Annotated in this window: 15 protein-coding genes; 4 read left to right on the forward strand and 11 right to left on the reverse strand. The window is 69.6% G+C overall.

Going from position 1 to position 14396, the window contains the following annotated elements:
- The first annotated feature begins 406 nt into the window (after positions 1–406).
- Positions 407–877, forward strand: a complete 471-nt coding sequence (locus AUV08_RS02920) for a PKD domain-containing protein (protein WP_061867735.1) — start codon at positions 407–409, stop codon at positions 875–877.
- A gap of 68 nt (positions 878–945) precedes the next feature.
- Here the strand turns inward: AUV08_RS02920 and AUV08_RS12135 are convergent, their stop codons facing one another.
- The 3 genes from AUV08_RS12135 to AUV08_RS02940 all read right to left on the reverse strand — a co-directional run bounded on the left by AUV08_RS12135 (position 946) and on the right by AUV08_RS02940 (position 2968).
- Positions 946–1662 carry a hypothetical protein gene (locus AUV08_RS12135; RefSeq protein ID WP_231862121.1) on the reverse strand — a complete coding sequence of 239 codons (717 nt, stop codon included), beginning with the start codon at positions 1660–1662 and terminating at the stop codon, positions 946–948.
- Positions 1663–1875: 213 nt separating this feature from the next.
- A complete protein-coding gene (locus tag AUV08_RS02935; RefSeq protein WP_041102748.1) occupies positions 1876–2697 on the reverse strand; it encodes an SOS response-associated peptidase in 822 nt (273 codons plus the stop codon).
- A 1-nt stretch (position 2698) separates the two neighbouring features.
- A complete protein-coding gene (locus tag AUV08_RS02940; RefSeq protein ID WP_041102747.1) occupies positions 2699–2968 on the reverse strand; it encodes a hypothetical protein in 270 nt (89 codons plus the stop codon).
- Between the two features lie 205 nt (positions 2969–3173).
- Here AUV08_RS02940 and AUV08_RS02945 point away from each other — a divergent pair, with 205 nt between their 5' ends.
- From AUV08_RS02945 to AUV08_RS02955, 3 genes are read left to right on the forward strand one after another with little or no spacing between them, the layout of a single operon-like run.
- Positions 3174–4268, forward strand: coding sequence for an S-(hydroxymethyl)mycothiol dehydrogenase (locus AUV08_RS02945; protein WP_061867737.1), 1095 nt, complete (start codon positions 3174–3176; stop codon positions 4266–4268).
- A complete protein-coding gene (locus AUV08_RS02950; protein ID WP_061867738.1) occupies positions 4268–4924 on the forward strand; it encodes an MBL fold metallo-hydrolase in 657 nt (218 codons plus the stop codon). The genes AUV08_RS02945 and AUV08_RS02950 overlap by 1 nt, the downstream gene beginning before the upstream one ends.
- A gap of 32 nt (positions 4925–4956) precedes the next feature.
- A complete protein-coding gene (locus tag AUV08_RS02955; protein WP_061867739.1) occupies positions 4957–5577 on the forward strand; it encodes a uridine kinase in 621 nt (206 codons plus the stop codon).
- A gap of 31 nt (positions 5578–5608) precedes the next feature.
- Here AUV08_RS02955 and AUV08_RS02960 read toward each other — a convergent pair whose 3' ends face one another.
- From AUV08_RS02960 to nrdI, 8 genes are all read right to left on the reverse strand, one after another.
- Positions 5609–6379, reverse strand: coding sequence for a lipoate--protein ligase family protein (locus tag AUV08_RS02960; RefSeq protein ID WP_044659655.1), 771 nt, complete (start codon positions 6377–6379; stop codon positions 5609–5611).
- The gene (locus AUV08_RS02965) at positions 6376–7242 is read right to left on the reverse strand and encodes a thioesterase family protein (protein ID WP_061867740.1); all 867 of its coding nucleotides are present in this window, start codon (positions 7240–7242) and stop codon (positions 6376–6378) included. Before AUV08_RS02965 ends, AUV08_RS02960 begins: the two co-directional genes overlap by 4 nt.
- An 88-nt stretch (positions 7243–7330) precedes the next feature.
- Positions 7331–8008 (reverse strand): methionine ABC transporter permease, encoded by a 678-nt coding sequence (locus tag AUV08_RS02970; protein ID WP_061867741.1) that lies wholly within the window; start codon positions 8006–8008, stop codon positions 7331–7333.
- The gene (locus AUV08_RS02975) at positions 8005–9099 is read right to left on the reverse strand and encodes a methionine ABC transporter ATP-binding protein (RefSeq protein ID WP_084785995.1); all 1095 of its coding nucleotides are present in this window, start codon (positions 9097–9099) and stop codon (positions 8005–8007) included. The genes AUV08_RS02970 and AUV08_RS02975 overlap by 4 nt, the downstream gene beginning before the upstream one ends.
- A 3-nt stretch (positions 9100–9102) precedes the next feature.
- Positions 9103–10053 (reverse strand): MetQ/NlpA family ABC transporter substrate-binding protein, encoded by a 951-nt coding sequence (locus AUV08_RS02980; protein WP_061867742.1) that lies wholly within the window; start codon positions 10051–10053, stop codon positions 9103–9105.
- Positions 10054–10512: 459 nt separating this feature from the next.
- Complete coding sequence (nrdF, locus tag AUV08_RS02985) at positions 10513–11496, reverse strand: class 1b ribonucleoside-diphosphate reductase subunit beta (RefSeq protein ID WP_369814511.1); 984 nt, start codon at positions 11494–11496, stop codon at positions 10513–10515.
- 249 nt (positions 11497–11745) lie between these two features.
- Complete coding sequence (gene nrdE / locus AUV08_RS02990; protein WP_186299924.1) at positions 11746–13872, reverse strand: class 1b ribonucleoside-diphosphate reductase subunit alpha; 2127 nt, start codon at positions 13870–13872, stop codon at positions 11746–11748.
- A 47-nt stretch (positions 13873–13919) separates the two neighbouring features.
- Positions 13920–14387, reverse strand: a complete 468-nt coding sequence (gene nrdI / locus AUV08_RS02995; protein ID WP_004167610.1) for a class Ib ribonucleoside-diphosphate reductase assembly flavoprotein NrdI — start codon at positions 14385–14387, stop codon at positions 13920–13922.
- Between the last annotated feature and the right edge of the window lie 9 nt (positions 14388–14396).

Below are 14396 nucleotides of genomic sequence, written 5' to 3' on the forward strand. Positions count from 1 at the left end.
GGCTGTCACTTCGCCTTCCTCCGCCACCTGCAAATCAACGAATATCAATTATTCCGCTCGATCAGACTCTTTTGATGGAACGTCTCACTGTCGTAATGAAAAAAGGCCTGATCGCAAAAGTGCTGTGACCGCGGGGAGCAGGAGTCGAGACTCTGGCAGAGACTCCCACCTGGAGCACAAGACGGTCAGTGCATGCTTCTCAGGGCAGCTGGGCAATCCGGATTTCGAGAGTTGCCGAGAGCAAGAGGCGAACTTCTGCCCCGAAGGCTCATGGATCCGCGCACAGACGACAGATACTCGTCAACCTGATGCGAATCCCATCTATGGCGCCCCCAAATGTTGGACGGCCAAGGCCTCCAGCAACGGCGCCCCGCCCGTCTCCATCGACGAGGTCCGCACGCTCCTCGTGCTGGAGCCTGAGATCCGGTCGGACAACGGCGGACGCGGGATCCGCAATGCGGAGACCAACTTCTACGCAGACGCCGAGACGCGCACGCTCGTCACCACCCTCAACGGGGTCGAGGTCGAACTCCGCGCCACGCCGGTGAGCTTCCACTGGGATTACGGGGACGGCTCCCCCACCAAAACCACCTCGATCGCAGGCCAGAGCCAGCCGGAGTTCAACGTCCCCACCCCCACGAGCCACGTGTACGAGGACACCGGGCAGTACACGGTCCGCCTCACCACCGTGTACATCGGCGAATACCGGGAGGCCGGGGGCGAGTGGGTGCTCATCCCGGGCACCATCAGCCTCGACTCGGCCCCCGTCACCGCGAACATCTGGCGCACCATCACCCGCAATGTCGCCGATGACTGCAGCGTCGACTCCTCAGCCTGGGGCTGCACCGGCCCCATCGAATCCGCTCCGGCCGGCTGAGCACAGACCGCGGGGCGGCCGACGGTCTCCCGTCCACCGCCCCGCGGCCCCCTCGTCGGCCGGGTGTGTCAGACCCGGCGCACCCGCCCCCGGGCCATGAGCACGAGTCCCGCGCCGAGGGCCGCGAGCGCTCCGAGCGCGCCCGCCGGAACCTCGCGCCCGGTCTCGACCGTGTCCGGGGTCGTGTGGGTCTCCTCCTCGCCCGTTCCCTCTCTCGGCTCCTCCCCGGCCACGGGCGCCGGAGTGTCGACGGGCTCCTGCTCGGCGGGCGGCACCGGGTCCGCCTCGCCGGGAGACGGGGCGTCCTCCCCCGCCGGCACGTTCAGGGCCCGGGGCTTCTGCCCGTCCGCGAGCAACTCGACGAGCGCGAAGACGTCGGACCGCGCCGCGTCCTGGGTGATGATGACGTCCTCACTCTTGGTCATCCCGTCCAGCGACCAGTCGAGGACGAGGCGGTCGTCGGTCGGGTATGTCGCATCAGCGAGGTAGTGAAACCCGGTGAAGGAGTCCACCGTGGTGTCGCGCCAGAGGGCACCCCAGCGCGGACCCCACGAGAGTTCCGCAACCGCCGCGTCGTCGCCCAGGCCTTCGGACCGGAACGGCAGCAGCACGCCCGGCTCGGCGTGCTCCAGCGTGAGGAACCGCTCGGGGTAGTCCCCGAACACGGGGTCGGCCAGGCTGTGCTCGCCCCACGCGTAGACGAGCCCGGCAGAGGGGCCTATGTTGCCCTCCGGAGTGCCGGCAGCCTCATCGTAGAGAGCGGCGGCCACCGGGGTGCCGTCCACGGACAGGGTGAACAGGAGATGACCGTCTCCGGCCTCACCGTGGCACCCCGCCGAAAGATGCGGCGCTCGCGCCGGCCCGGTGACACCCACGCTACGCAGAGCCCATTCTCAGGGGGAGTTCAGGACGGTCTCGGATCCGTCTCGATCCGATCACGGTGCCGCGGCACCGCGTTCCCGCGCCTCACGGGCAGGTCATCCCCGTCGCCCCGTCCCTCAGAGCAGCGTGCCCTGCTGCTCTCTCATCTCCTGGATCAACTCCGGCCCGTTGTTCCGGACGTTCCCCACGGCGCCCTCCACGGGCCGCAGCGACCAGCCCGCCGCGACGTCGTACGCGCCGGCGCACACCTCGCCCACGAGGGCGTCGGCTTCTTCGGCAGACCCGAGCGTGTCCGGGGCGAGCCACCGGTCCATCGTCTCGGCGTCCATGGGCACGGGCATCCGGTCGTGCAGCTGGCCGAGTGCGGCGAGCACCGGCTCGTCGTCGTCCGCGTCGGGTGCGGCCATGGTGAGGATCGTCGTCGAGAGGACCCAGGCGTCCTCCCCCGCGGCCTGGGCCTCGGGGTCCTGCCACCACTCGTACAGGCCGGCGAACCAGATGACCGGCCCCTCGCCGTCCCCGGCCCCGGCCGGGTGCACGTAGTAGGGCTGCTTCTTCGCGGCCCGCCCGTCGGGGCCCTTGGCGCCAGGCTCCGGCGTCTTCCACTCGTAGTAGCCCTCCACCGGCACAGCGCAGCGGCGGGCGCGGACGGCGGCCCGGAACGTCGGCTTGGAGGCCACGGTCTCCGAGCGCGCGTTGAACGCACGGGACCCCACGGACAGCTCCTCCGCCCACGGCGGCACCAGGCCCCAGCGGGCCACGTGGATCCGCCGGGTCACTCCGGCGCCGCCGTCGTCCGCATGCGCCACGAGGATCGGCACCTCGGCTGTCGGCGCCACGTTCCAGCTCTGGCGCAGCACCAGCTCCTCATTCGTCTCGGCATCGCCCAGGGCCACCAGGTCGCTCGTGGCGCGGGCCATCACGTAGCGGCCGCACACGTCAGCGGTCCCTCCCGTCCCGGCCACGCTCGACATACATCCACGCGATGCCGAGGGCGAAGCCCATCATCGCGCAGCCGAGCACAGTGCCCCAGGGCCTTTCGGTGCCCAGTCCGAACACCACCCCCAGGCCGACGCCGATCAGCAGCCCCACCAGTGGGATGCGCCACTGAGCGAGCGCCCCGGTGCCGTTCCGGGCACCGGCCGGAGCCCCGGCTGGAGCCTCCGGAGCTTCGTACGCCTCGTCCTCGTCTCTGCCCTGTCCTGCCACGGTTCGCCCCTCCGTTCACATCGGTGTTGCGGGTCAGGTTGCAGTCTCCCCCGGCCGCCGCGGCGACACCACACACCAGGCCCCCCGGCTGCTCACCGATGCGTCGCACAGACACCTGTGATGGGATGGGCAGAACGAGCCCGCACGTCGCGCCGCCCCACGCATGCGCGGCATCGGGCAGATCCCCACCACCAGGAGGAACAACGTGTCCCAGAAGGTCCGCGGCGTCGTCGCCATGGCGAAGGACGCCCCCGTCACCATCGAGACCATCGTCATCCCCGATCCGGGACCCGGCGAGGCCGTCGTCGACATCAAGACCTGCGGCGTCTGCCACACGGATCTGCACTACCAGCAGGGCGGGATCGGCGACGAGTACCCGTACCTGCTCGGCCACGAGGCCACGGGTGTGGTCTCCGCGATCGGCGAGGGCGTCGACCACGTCAAGGTCGGCGACACCGTGATCCTCAACTGGCGCGCCGTGTGCGGCGAGTGCCGCGCGTGCCGGAAGGGCGAACCGAAGTACTGCTTTAACACCCACAACGCGACCCAGAAGATGACCCTGGAGGACGGCACGGAGCTGTCCCCGGCCCTGGGCATCGGGGCGTTCGCGGACAAGACGCTCGTCCACGCCAAGCAGTGCACCCAGGTCGACGGCGTCGACACGCCCGAGGAACAGGCCGCGGTCGGCCTGCTCGGCTGCGGGATCATGGCCGGCATCGGCGCGGCCATCAACACCGGCGAGGTCAAGCGCGGCGAGTCCGTGGCCGTGATCGGCTGCGGCGGCGTCGGCGTGGCCACGATCGCCGGGGCGAAGCTCGCCGGCGCCACCACGATCATCGCGGTGGACATCGACGCCAAGAAGCTCGCCAAGGCTGAGGAGCTCGGCGCCACCCACACCGTGAACTCGAAGGACGAGGACCCCGTGGAGGCCATCCGCGCGGCGACCGGCGGCTTCGGTGCCGACGTGGTCATCGAGGCGGTCGGCCGCCCGGAGACCTACGAGCAGGCGTTCTACGCCCGGGACCTGGCCGGCCGCGTCGTCCTGGTGGGCGTGCCCACCCCCGGCATGGAGCTGAAGCTGCCCCTGCCGGAGGTGTTCGGCCGCGGCGGCGCGCTGAAGTCCTCGTGGTACGGCGACTGCCTGCCGGAGCGCGACTTCCCGATGCTCGTGGACCAGTACCGCCTGGGCCGCCTGCCGCTGGACGAGTTCGTCACGGAGACCATCGCCCTCGACGAGGTGAACGAGGCCTTCGAGACGATGAAGTCCGGCGACGTCCTGCGCTCGGTGGTGGTGCTCTGATGGCGCGCATCGATCACCTGGTCACCTCTGGCACGTTCTCCCTGGACGGGGAGACGTTCGACGTGGACAACAACGTGTGGATCGTCGGCGGCGCGGAGCAGTGCGTCGTCATCGACCCGGCCCATGACGCCTCGGCCGTCTGGAAGAAGGTGAACGGCCGCCAGGTGCTGGCCATCGTCCTCACCCACGGCCACGACGACCACATCCGCCAGGTCCAGGAGTTCCGCCAGATGGTGGACGCCCCCGTGCTGCTCCACCCCGCAGACCGCATGCTCTGGGACGACGTCTTCCCCGACGAGGAGCCCGACGGCGCGCTCGCCGAGGGCGACGTCCTGCGCGTGGCCGGCGTCGAGCTGCGGGTGCTGCACACCCCCGGCCACTCCCCCGGCTCGGTCTGCCTGTACGCCCCCGCCCTGGGCGAGGCCGGCGACGACGGCGCCCCGACCGGCGTCGTGTTCTCCGGCGACACCCTGTTCCAGGGCGGGCCCGGCGCCACCGGCCGCTCGTACTCGGACTTCGACACGATCATCGAGTCCATCCGCGAGCGCCTGCTCCCGCTGCCGGAGGCCACCGTGGTCCACACCGGCCACGGCGACTCCACCACGATCGGCACGGAGAGGCCGCACCTGCAGGAGTGGATCGACCGCGGCCACTGAGGACGCGCCGAGGTGGGGAAGAATGGTCCCCCGTGACCATCCTCCCCGCCTCGCCCCCTCCCTCCGTGATCCTGCTCGGCGGCGCGTCGGGCTCCGGCAAGTCCTACCTGGCCCGGCGGCACGGCCGGCCCCACCTCTCGCTCGATGCCTTCTACCGTCCGCAGTCCGACGACGGCGCCGCGGGCGGGCCCGGCCCCGCGTTCCCGCGCACCCCGTACGGCGAGATCGACTGGGACCACCCCGGAACATGGGATGAGCAGGCGGCGGTGGACGCCGTCGTCGAACTGCTCGAGGAGGGCGCCACGCGCGTGCCCGACTACGACATCTCCACGTCCTCCGTCCGCGGGCACAGCACCGTCGCGCTCGAGCCGGGCGGGGTGATCGTGGCGGAGGGCATCTTCGCCGAGCGCATGCCCGCCGCCCTGGACCGGGCCGGAGTCCGCTACGCGGCCTGGTACATCGACCAGGCGCGGACCACGACGGCGGCCCGCCGGTTCGTGCGCGATGTCGCCGAGCGTCGCAAGCCCGTGCCGTTCCTCGTGCAGCGGGGCTGGTCCCTGTACCGGACGGACGCGGCGCGCCGGGCGGCGGCCGTGGCGGCCGGCTTCACCCCGCGACGCAAGCGGGAGATCATCGCGGATCTCACGGCCTGACGGGCCGCCCGCAGCCGGGCCGCCCGTGCCCTCAGCCGGCGGTGCCCGCGCCGAGGACGGCGAGCTGCTCGTCCACGACCTCGAGCCCGGCGGCGGCGGCCCACGCCGTGTACTCCTCCCGCAGGGCCACGGCGAACGCGGGGACGCTCACCCCGGGACGCACGTCCTCGGCCGCGCCCGCCGTGCGGGGGTCCATGTCCAGGCCGAGCTCCCGGTAGACGTCGACGAGCACGGCCCGCAGCGGGGCGGGGTCGGACACCACCACGTGGGTGGAGAACAGGAACGCCCCCTTCACCACGCGCTGCGCGGAGCCGGCCAGCTTCACCGGGTAGGTCGGCGCAGGACCCTGCACGGAGAACTCACCCGGGCAGTACTCCCCCGGGATCTCGCCCACGGAGGCGGGCACGTCCATGCGCGCGAACGCCCGCACGAACAGGTCGGCGAACTCGGCGAACCGGGCCTGCTGGGTGAGTGCCGCGTCCTCCTGCTGGCTCAGGTGGTCCACCACCAGGCAGCCGTGATGGTAGGCCGCCGCCCGCCCGCCGGCCCGGCGCACCACCGGCGCGAAGCCGTGGGCCCGGGCCGCCGCAGCCGCGGCCGCGAAACCGGGCAGCCGCGCGTCGCGCTGGCCGAACGCGACCGTCGGTTCGGGCACGTAGACGCGGATCAGATCGTCGAGGGCCCTTCCCTCGGCCGCGGCGGCGCGGAAGACGGCCAGCTCGCCCATGGCCCAGTCGAGGTCTTCAGCGGCCCCGAGGGTCCGCTCCTGCACGGCCCAGCGCAGCCGGGGAGCTGGGCTCACAGGCCGCCCTCGACCGGCCAGGAGCGCAGGGTGAGGGTCTGCTCGACGTGGGCGAAGGGGCCGTCGTCGTCGTGGAGGACGGTGCTGGTCAGGCCCACGCCGTCCGGGCCCACCGTGACCTGCCCCGCGAGGCCGAGCCAGTGGCCGGTGGGCTCGCGGTACAGGTGGATCTGCAGGTCCACGTTGGGGAAGAACCACCCGCCCGGCTTCGCCGGCAGGGCGGGGGCGATCCCGTTGGCCGCATCGGTGAGGCTGATCAGGCGCACCAGGTCGCTCGTGCTCTCCCCCGCCACCATCTTGCGGTCCGTGGTGAGCCACACCCGGCCGTGGCCCGGCCCGTGGCCGGGCAGGACGACGCCGTCGAGGGAGGCGATGTACCCGCCTCCCCATCCGTGGAGCGCGTTGTGCGACTGCGCCTGCGAGCGCGGCGGGAGGGGCTCGTCCGGCAGCTGGGCGACGGCGGAGGTGTCCGAGGTGGACAGCAGCCAGGCGCGCAGGGTCAGCACGGTGCGGCCCCGGGCGTGGAGCACGGACTCGACGAGCTCGATGGTCCGGCCCGGACGCAGGGTGCGCGTGACCACCTCGAGCTCGCCCGACCAGAGCGTGCCCAGGATGTCGTAGGAGAGCCGTCCCACCCGCAGCCCGGGGGTGGTCTCGTGCGCGGCGACCTCGTGCAGCAGCAGGCCCGAGACGGCGGCCATGTGCATCTCCTCTTCCCGCCATGCGCCCTGGGCGTGCACGGTGGAGCGCACGCGGGAGGTGCGGACGCCGTCGGCGTCCACGGTGGGCTCGCCGAGGCGGACGTAGAAGGCCAGGGGATCGTCGGCGACGGAGGTCGCGGGGGTGGAGGTGATGTCGGTCATGGGCCGAAGTCTGCCAGAACGACGACGACGGCCGGTGACGTCCCCGCGGGGATGTCACCGGCCGTCACGGCGTGGGCCGAGCCGGGGTTCAGCGGCGCATGACCTTGCGGGCGATGCCGTTGCCGATCAGCTGCAGCGCCTGGACGAACACGATCACCACGACGACGGCCAGCCAGGTGACCTCCGGACGGAACCGGTTGTAGCCCTCCACGATGGCGAAGTTGCCGACGCCGCCGCCGCCGATGATGCCCGCCATGGCGGACATGTCCACGAGCGAGATGATCACGAATGTGAAGCCGAGGATCAGCGGGCCGAGGGCCTCGGGCAGCACCACGGTGCGCACGATCCGCATGCGTGAGGCGCCCATCGCGCGGGCGGCCTCGATCACGCCGGGGTCGAGGGAGACGAGGTTCTGCTCCACGATGCGGGCGATGCCGAACGTGGACGCCCAGATCATGCAGAACACCACGGCGGTGTTGCCGATGCCGGTGCCGAGCACCGCGATGGTCAGCGGCTGCAGGGCGGCGATGAGGATGACGAACGGGATGGGCCGGATGAGGTTCACGATGAAGTTCGTGACCAGGTAGACGGCGCGGTTGGCGAAGATGCCGCCCGGGCGCGTGGTGTAGAGGAGGAGCCCGACCAGCAGGCCGAGGACGCCGCCGATGACGAACGCCCAGCCGACCATGTAGAGGGTGTCCCCCACGGCGGTCAGGAGTTCGGGGCCGTAGTACCCCCAGTCGAGGTTCTGGAAACGGTCGATCACTGCTGCACCTCCTGCACGTCCCCGGCGCCGGCCAGGTCCGCGACGAACGCGTCCACCGCGGCGGGCTCACCCGTGAGCGCCACGGTGAGCAGGCCGTACGCGGAGTCCTTGGTGGCGGACATGCCGCCGTGGGCGATCTCGAAGCCGACGCCGCGCGTCGACGCGGTGCCGAGCACGGCCGACACCGCGGCGGCGTCCTTGAGCGAGACCATGATCAGCCGACCCTCGGTGCGCGCCCGGATGCGGGCCACCTCCTCGGCATTCGGCCGGTCCTTGAGCGCCGTGGCCACGAAGGACGCGGCGTCGGCGGAGTGGGCGGGCCGAGAGAAGAGGTCGTAGACCTTGCCGGACTCCACCACGCGGCCGCTGTCCATCACGGCGACGCGGTCGGCGATCGAGCGGATGACCTCCATCTCGTGGGTGATGGCCACGATCGTGACCCCGAGCTCCTCGTTGACGCGGCGCAGCACGGAGAGCACCTCGTGCGTCGTCGAGGGATCCAGGGCGCTGGTGGCCTCGTCTGCGAGCAGGATCTCCGGCTCGGCGGCCAGGGCGCGGGCGATGCCGACGCGCTGCTTCTGGCCGCCCGAGAGCTGCTCCGGGTAGTGCTTGGCCTTGTCCGCCAGGCCGACGAACTCGAGCAGCTCCGCCACGCGAGCGCGGCGTTTGGACCGCGGCCAGCCGGCCGTGTCCAGGGCGAACTCGATGTTCCCGGCCACCGTGCGGGAGGTCAGCAGGTTGAACTGCTGGAACACCATGCCGATGCGGGTGCGCAGCGGACGCAGCTTCGCCTCGGACAGGTGGGAGACCTGCTGGCCCAGCACGGTGACGGTGCCCGACGTCGGCTTCTCCAGCCCGTTGATCATGCGGATCAGGGTGGACTTGCCGGCGCCGGAGAAGCCGATGACGCCGAAGACCTCGCCGCGGTTCACGGCGAGCGAGACGTCGTCCACGGCCTTCACACCGGCACCCTTCTTGGCGGCGTAGACGCGGCTGACGTGGTCGAAGACGATGACCGGCTCCCCCGGGGCGCCCGCGGAGGGGCGCCCCGGGGTGACCGCGTCACGGTCGGACGTATGGGAACCTGCCATGGATCAGGCGTCCTGCTTCGCGATCGCGTCCTGGTACTGCTTCAGGGTCTCGTCGATCTGGGCGGTGTCGAGCTGCACCGGCACGCTCGTGTCGGAGGAGAGCTTCGCGGACTCGTCCAGCACGGCCTGCTCGTGGTACAGGGCCGCGACCTTCTTGTAGGTCTCGTTGTCGCGGTCCGCGCGACGCACGGCGAAGCCGTTGACGAACGGCTTGGCGGAGTCGGCCTTGGGGTCGTCCTTGAACAGGGCGGTGTTCGTGTCGATGCCGGCGTCGGCCGAGAACGTGTTGTTGATGACCGAGCCCTGGACGGACTCGAGCGCGTTCACGGTCTGCTGGGCGGCCACGGTCTGGACCTTCACGGTGGAGGCGGCCTCGTCGATGTCCTTCGGCTCCGGGCGGATGGTCTCGTTGGACAGCTTCAACAGGCCGGCGGCGACGAGCACGTTGATGGCACGGGCCTGGTTCACGGTGTCGTTCGGGATGGCGACGGTGTCGCCCTTCTTGAACTCGGAGACGTCCTTGTACTTCTTGGAGTACAGGGGCAGCGGGATGATCTCGGTGGTCCCGATCAGCGTCAGGTCCTTGCCGGAGGCCTGGTTGTAGTCGGCCAGGTAGGCGATGTGCTGGAACCAGTTCATGTCGATGTCGCCGTTGTCCAGCGCCGGGTTCGGCTGCGTGTACTCGGTGAAGTTGCGGATCTCGACGTCGATGCCGTGCTTCTCCTTGGCGAGCTTCACCAGGGCGCGGTGCGTCTCGTTCTCGGACACGACGCCGATGCGCACGGTCTGCGCGCCGTCGTCGCCCTTCTCCTCGGCCTGCGAGTTGCAGGCGGTCAGGGCGAACGCGCCGACGGCGGCCAGGGACAGGCCGGCGAACGAGCGGCGGGAGATGTTCGAGGGGGTCATGGGGTTCTCCTTGGAGGACAGGGCGAGGCCGCCGGCGCGGGTGGGCACGGCGGGCGCGGAACGGTGCGGGGTGGGCCGTGCGGTGGGTGGTTCCCCGCGGGGCACAGCACGGCGGGCGGGGGGCGAGAGACGCCCCGAGCCGGAGGCCGGGATCCTTTCGAACGCTGCTCTTGCCCGTCCCCCAGTCACTGCGTGCTGCCCTCGATGGGTCTGCACGCAGCGGAGGCGGGCCGCTTCTCGGTCCGTTGCCACCCGTGAACATGGGGTTGGCGAGCGGCTCGTCGTGGGACCACGTGGACCCGCCGAGGCGGGGTTCACAGCCGCTTCTCCTGAAGCTGGGCCCAAGCATATCGCAGCGTGTGCGCTCCATCGCGCAGGGCGGTGACGCGCAGCGTCATACTGCGGGGCCCGGGGCCGACGTGTGATGCCCCTCGCGAGACGACGACGGCCGGGCGCCTCCACGGGAGGCGACCGGCCGTCGTCGGGACGGGGCTCAGGCGGACGGGATCAGAAGTCCCAGTCCTCGTCCTCGGTGTTCTCGGCCTTGCCGATCACGTAGGAGGAGCCGGATCCGGAGAAGAAGTCGTGGTTCTCGTCCGAGTTCGGGGAGAGTGCGGAGAGGATGGCGGGGTTCACGTTCGTGGTCTCGGCCGGGAACATGGGCTCGTAGCCCAGGTTCATCAGCGCCTTGTTCGCGTTGTAGTGCAGGAACTTCTTCACGTCCTCGGCCAGGCCGACGGCGTCGTAGAGGTCATGGGTGTACTCGACCTCGTTCTCGTACAGCTCGAACAGCAGCTCGAAGGTGAAGGCCTTGAGCTCCTCCCGCTTCTCCTCCGGCAGGGTCTCGATGCTCCGCTGGTACTTGTAGCCGATGTAGTACCCGTGCACGGCCTCGTCGCGGATGATCAGGCGGATCAGGTCGGCGGTGTTGGTGAGGCGGGCGTGCGCGGAGAGGTACATGGGCCAGTAGAAGCCCGAGTAGAAGAGGAAGGACTCGAGCAGGGTGGAGGCGATCTTCTTCTTGTACGGGTCCTGGCCGTCATAGCGCTCCACGATCAGGCGGGCCTTGGCCTGCAGGTTCGGGTTCTCCCGGGACCAGCGGAACGCCTCGTCGATCTCCGGGGTGGAGGCCAGCGTGGAGAAGATCGAGGAGTACGACTTCGCGTGCACCGACTCCATGAACGCGATGTTCGTGAGGACGGCCTCCTCGTGCGGGGTCATGGCGTCCGGGATGAGGGAGACGGCGCCCACGGTGCCCTGGATCGTGTCCAGCAGCGTCAGGCCCGTGAACACGCGCATGGAGAGCAGCCGCTCCTCATCCGTGAGGTGGGACCAGGACTGGACGTCGTTGGACAGCGGCACCTTCTCCGGCAGCCAGAAGTTGTTGACGAGGCGGTTCCACACCTCCACGTCCTTCTCGTCCTGAATGCGGTTCCAGTTGATCGCCTCGACGAGGTGGGACTGCTGGGTCTCGGTCACGGCAGGGCACATCCTTCAGAAGAATTCGTTGAGAATCCGCGGATTCCGGGGGCTCGCGAGAGCACGGTCAGCGGGGCGCGGGTTCGGGACAGTCTAGGCCCGCAGGGGCAGCGGCAGCCACTCGGGCAGGTCCGGGCTCACGACGTCGTGGGCCCGCCCCGCTCGACCGTGCGCGCCGCCCCACTTCGAGGCGGGAAATCGAGCGCAAGCGCGCCCAGAAGCGCGGAATACGCGGGATTTCCCGCCTCAAAGGGCCGGCTGTCAGAGCATGCAGCTCACGCAGCCCTCGACCTCGGTGCCCTCCAGCGCGAGCTGGCGCAGGCGGATGTAGTAGATCGTCTTGATGCCCTTCCTCCACGCGTAGATCTGTGCGCGGTTCAGGTCACGGGTGGTGGCCGTGTCCTTGAAGAACAGCGTCAGGGACAGGCCCTGGTCCACGTGCTGCGTCGCCGCGGCGTACGTGTCGATGATCTTCTCGTAGCCGATCTCGTACGCGTCCTCGTAGTACTCGAGGTTCTCGTTGGTGAGGTACGGCGCCGGGTAGTACACGCGGCCGAGCTTGCCCTCCTTGCGGATCTCGATCTTCGAGGCCACCGGGTGGATCGAGGAGGTCGAGTTGTTGATGTAGGAGATCGAGCCCGTCGGCGGGACGGCCTGCAGGTTGCGGTTGAAGATGCCGTACTCCATGACGGAGGCCTTCAGCTCACGCCAGTCGTCCTGCGTGGGCAGGGCGATCCCGGCCTCGGCGAACAGCTCGGCGACGCGCTCGGTGGCGGGCGCCCACTCCTGGTCCGTGTACTTGTCGAAGAACTCCCCCGAGGCGTACTTCGAGTCCTCGAACCCGCCGAACCGCTGGCCGGTCTCGATCGCGATCCGGTTCGAGGCCCGCAGCGCGTGGAACAGCACCGCGTAGAAGTACATGTTCGTGAAGTCGATGCCCTCCTCCGAGCCGTAGTGGACGCGCTCGCGCGCCAGGTAGCCGTGGAGGTTCATCTGCCCCAGGCCGATGGCGTGGGAGGCCGCGTTGCCCTTGGCGATGGACGGCACCGACTGGATGTCGGACATGACCGACACGGCCGTCAGCGCACGGATCGCGGTCTCCACGGACCGGCCGAAGTCCGGCGAGTCCATGGTCTTGGCGATGTTCATCGAGCCGAGGTTGCACGAGATGTCCTGGCCCACGTGGGCGTAGCTCAGGTCCTCGTTGTACTCGGAGGCCTCGGAGACCTGCAGGATCTCGGAGCACAGGTTGGACATGGTGATGCGGCCCTTGATCGGGTTCGCGGCGTTCACGGTGTCCTCGAACACGACGTACGGGTAGCCGGACTCGAACTGGATCTCGGCGATGGTCTGGAAGAACTCACGCGCGCTGATCTTGGTCTTCTTGATCCGCGCGTCGTCGACCATCTCGTAGTACTTCTCGGTCACGGAGATCTCGGAGAACGGCACCCCGTAGACGCGCTCGACGTCGTACGGGGAGAACAGGTACATGTCCTCGTTCTTCTTCGCCAGCTGGAACGTGATGTCCGGGATCACGACGCCGAGGGAGAGGGTCTTGATGCGGATCTTCTCGTCCGCGTTCTCGCGCTTGGTGTCGAGGAAGCGGTGGATGTCCGGGTGGTGCGCGTTGAGGTACACCGCGCCGGCGCCCTGGCGCGCGCCGAGCTGGTTGGCGTAGGAGAAGGAGTCCTCGAGGAGCTTCATCACGGGGATGACGCCGGAGGACTGGTTCTCGATCTGCTTGATGGGCGCGCCGTGCTCGCGGATGTTGGTCAGCGAGAGGGCCACCCCGCCGCCGCGCTTGGACAGCTGCAGGGCGGAGTTGATGCCGCGGGCGATCGACTCCATGTTGTCCTCGATGCGCAGCAGGAAGCAGGAGACGAGCTCGCCGCGCTGCTTCTTGCCCGAGTTGAGGAACGTGGGGGTGGCTGGCTGGAAGCGGCCGGCGATCATCTCGTCCACCAGATGGGTGGCCAGCTCCTGGTCGCCCCGGGCCAGGTGGAGGGCGACGACGGCGACGCGGTCCTCGTAGCGCTCGAGGTAGCGCTTGCCGTCGAAGGTCTTCAGGGCGTACGAGGTGTAGAACTTGAACGCGCCGAGGAAGGTCGGGAAGCGGAACTTGGCCTTGTAGGCACGATCGAACAGGCCCCGGATGAACTCGAAGGGGTACTGCTCGAACGTCTCGGTCTCGTAGTAGTCGTTCTTCTGCAGGTAGTCGAGCTTCTCCTCCAGGTCGTGGAAGAACACCGTGTTGGTGTTGACGTGCTGCAGGAAGTACTGGCGCGCGGCCGCGTGGTCGGCCTCGAACTGGATGCGACCGTCGGCGCCGTAGAGGTTCAGCATGGCGTTGAGCTCGTGGTAGCCGAGGTTCTGCCACTCGGCGGGCATGTTCTTCGCCTGGCGGATGAGGTCCGCCTCGGTGGGTGCGGTGGTGGTCATGTCCACAGTCCTTCCAGGCCGCCGCGGACGCGTTCGACGTCGTCGGGCGTGCCCATCAGCTCGAATTTGTACATGAGGGGCACCTGGCACTTGCGGGAGATGATGTAGCCGGCCAGGCAGTAGCCCTCATGGAAGTTGGTGTTCCCGGACGCGATCACACCCCGAATCCAGTGACGGTTCTCCGGGACGTTGAGGAACTTGATCACCTGCTTCGGGACCGCGCCCGGCCCGCTGCCCCCGCCGTAGGTGGGGGTCATCAGGACGTACGGGGCGGTGGCCCCGAGGGTGGGCTCCCGGGTGATCAACGGCAGTCGAGCCACCCGGTCCTCGGGCAGCTCGAGCTTCTCGACGAAGCGGTGCGTGTAGTTGGAGGCGGAGGAGAAGTAGATCAGTCCCGCGTCGGTGGGGACGAGCCCCTGCGCCTCGGCCGAGCGGATGTGGCTCGGGTCCGCGGCGACGGTCATGTCGACTCC

Origin of the sequence: Micrococcus sp. CH7 (genome assembly GCF_001595485.1) — a bacterium.
GTDB classification, from domain to species: domain Bacteria; phylum Actinomycetota; class Actinomycetes; order Actinomycetales; family Micrococcaceae; genus Micrococcus; species Micrococcus luteus.

Coding starts and splice junctions, on each gene's coding strand:
- nrdE (WP_186299924.1), bottom strand. CDS start 13,872: ATGCCCGCCGAGTGGCAGAACCTCGGCTACCACGAGCTCAACGCCATG.
- nrdF (WP_369814511.1), bottom strand. CDS start 11,496: ATGTGCCCTGCCGTGACCGAGACCCAGCAGTCCCACCTCGTCGAGGCG.
- nrdI (WP_004167610.1), bottom strand. CDS start 14,387: ATGACCGTCGCCGCGGACCCGAGCCACATCCGCTCGGCCGAGGCGCAG.
- AUV08_RS02965 (WP_061867740.1), bottom strand. CDS start 7,242: ATGACCGACATCACCTCCACCCCCGCGACCTCCGTCGCCGACGATCCC.
- AUV08_RS02950 (WP_061867738.1), top strand. CDS start 4,268: ATGGCGCGCATCGATCACCTGGTCACCTCTGGCACGTTCTCCCTGGAC.
- AUV08_RS02975 (WP_084785995.1), bottom strand. CDS start 9,099: ATGGCAGGTTCCCATACGTCCGACCGTGACGCGGTCACCCCGGGGCGC.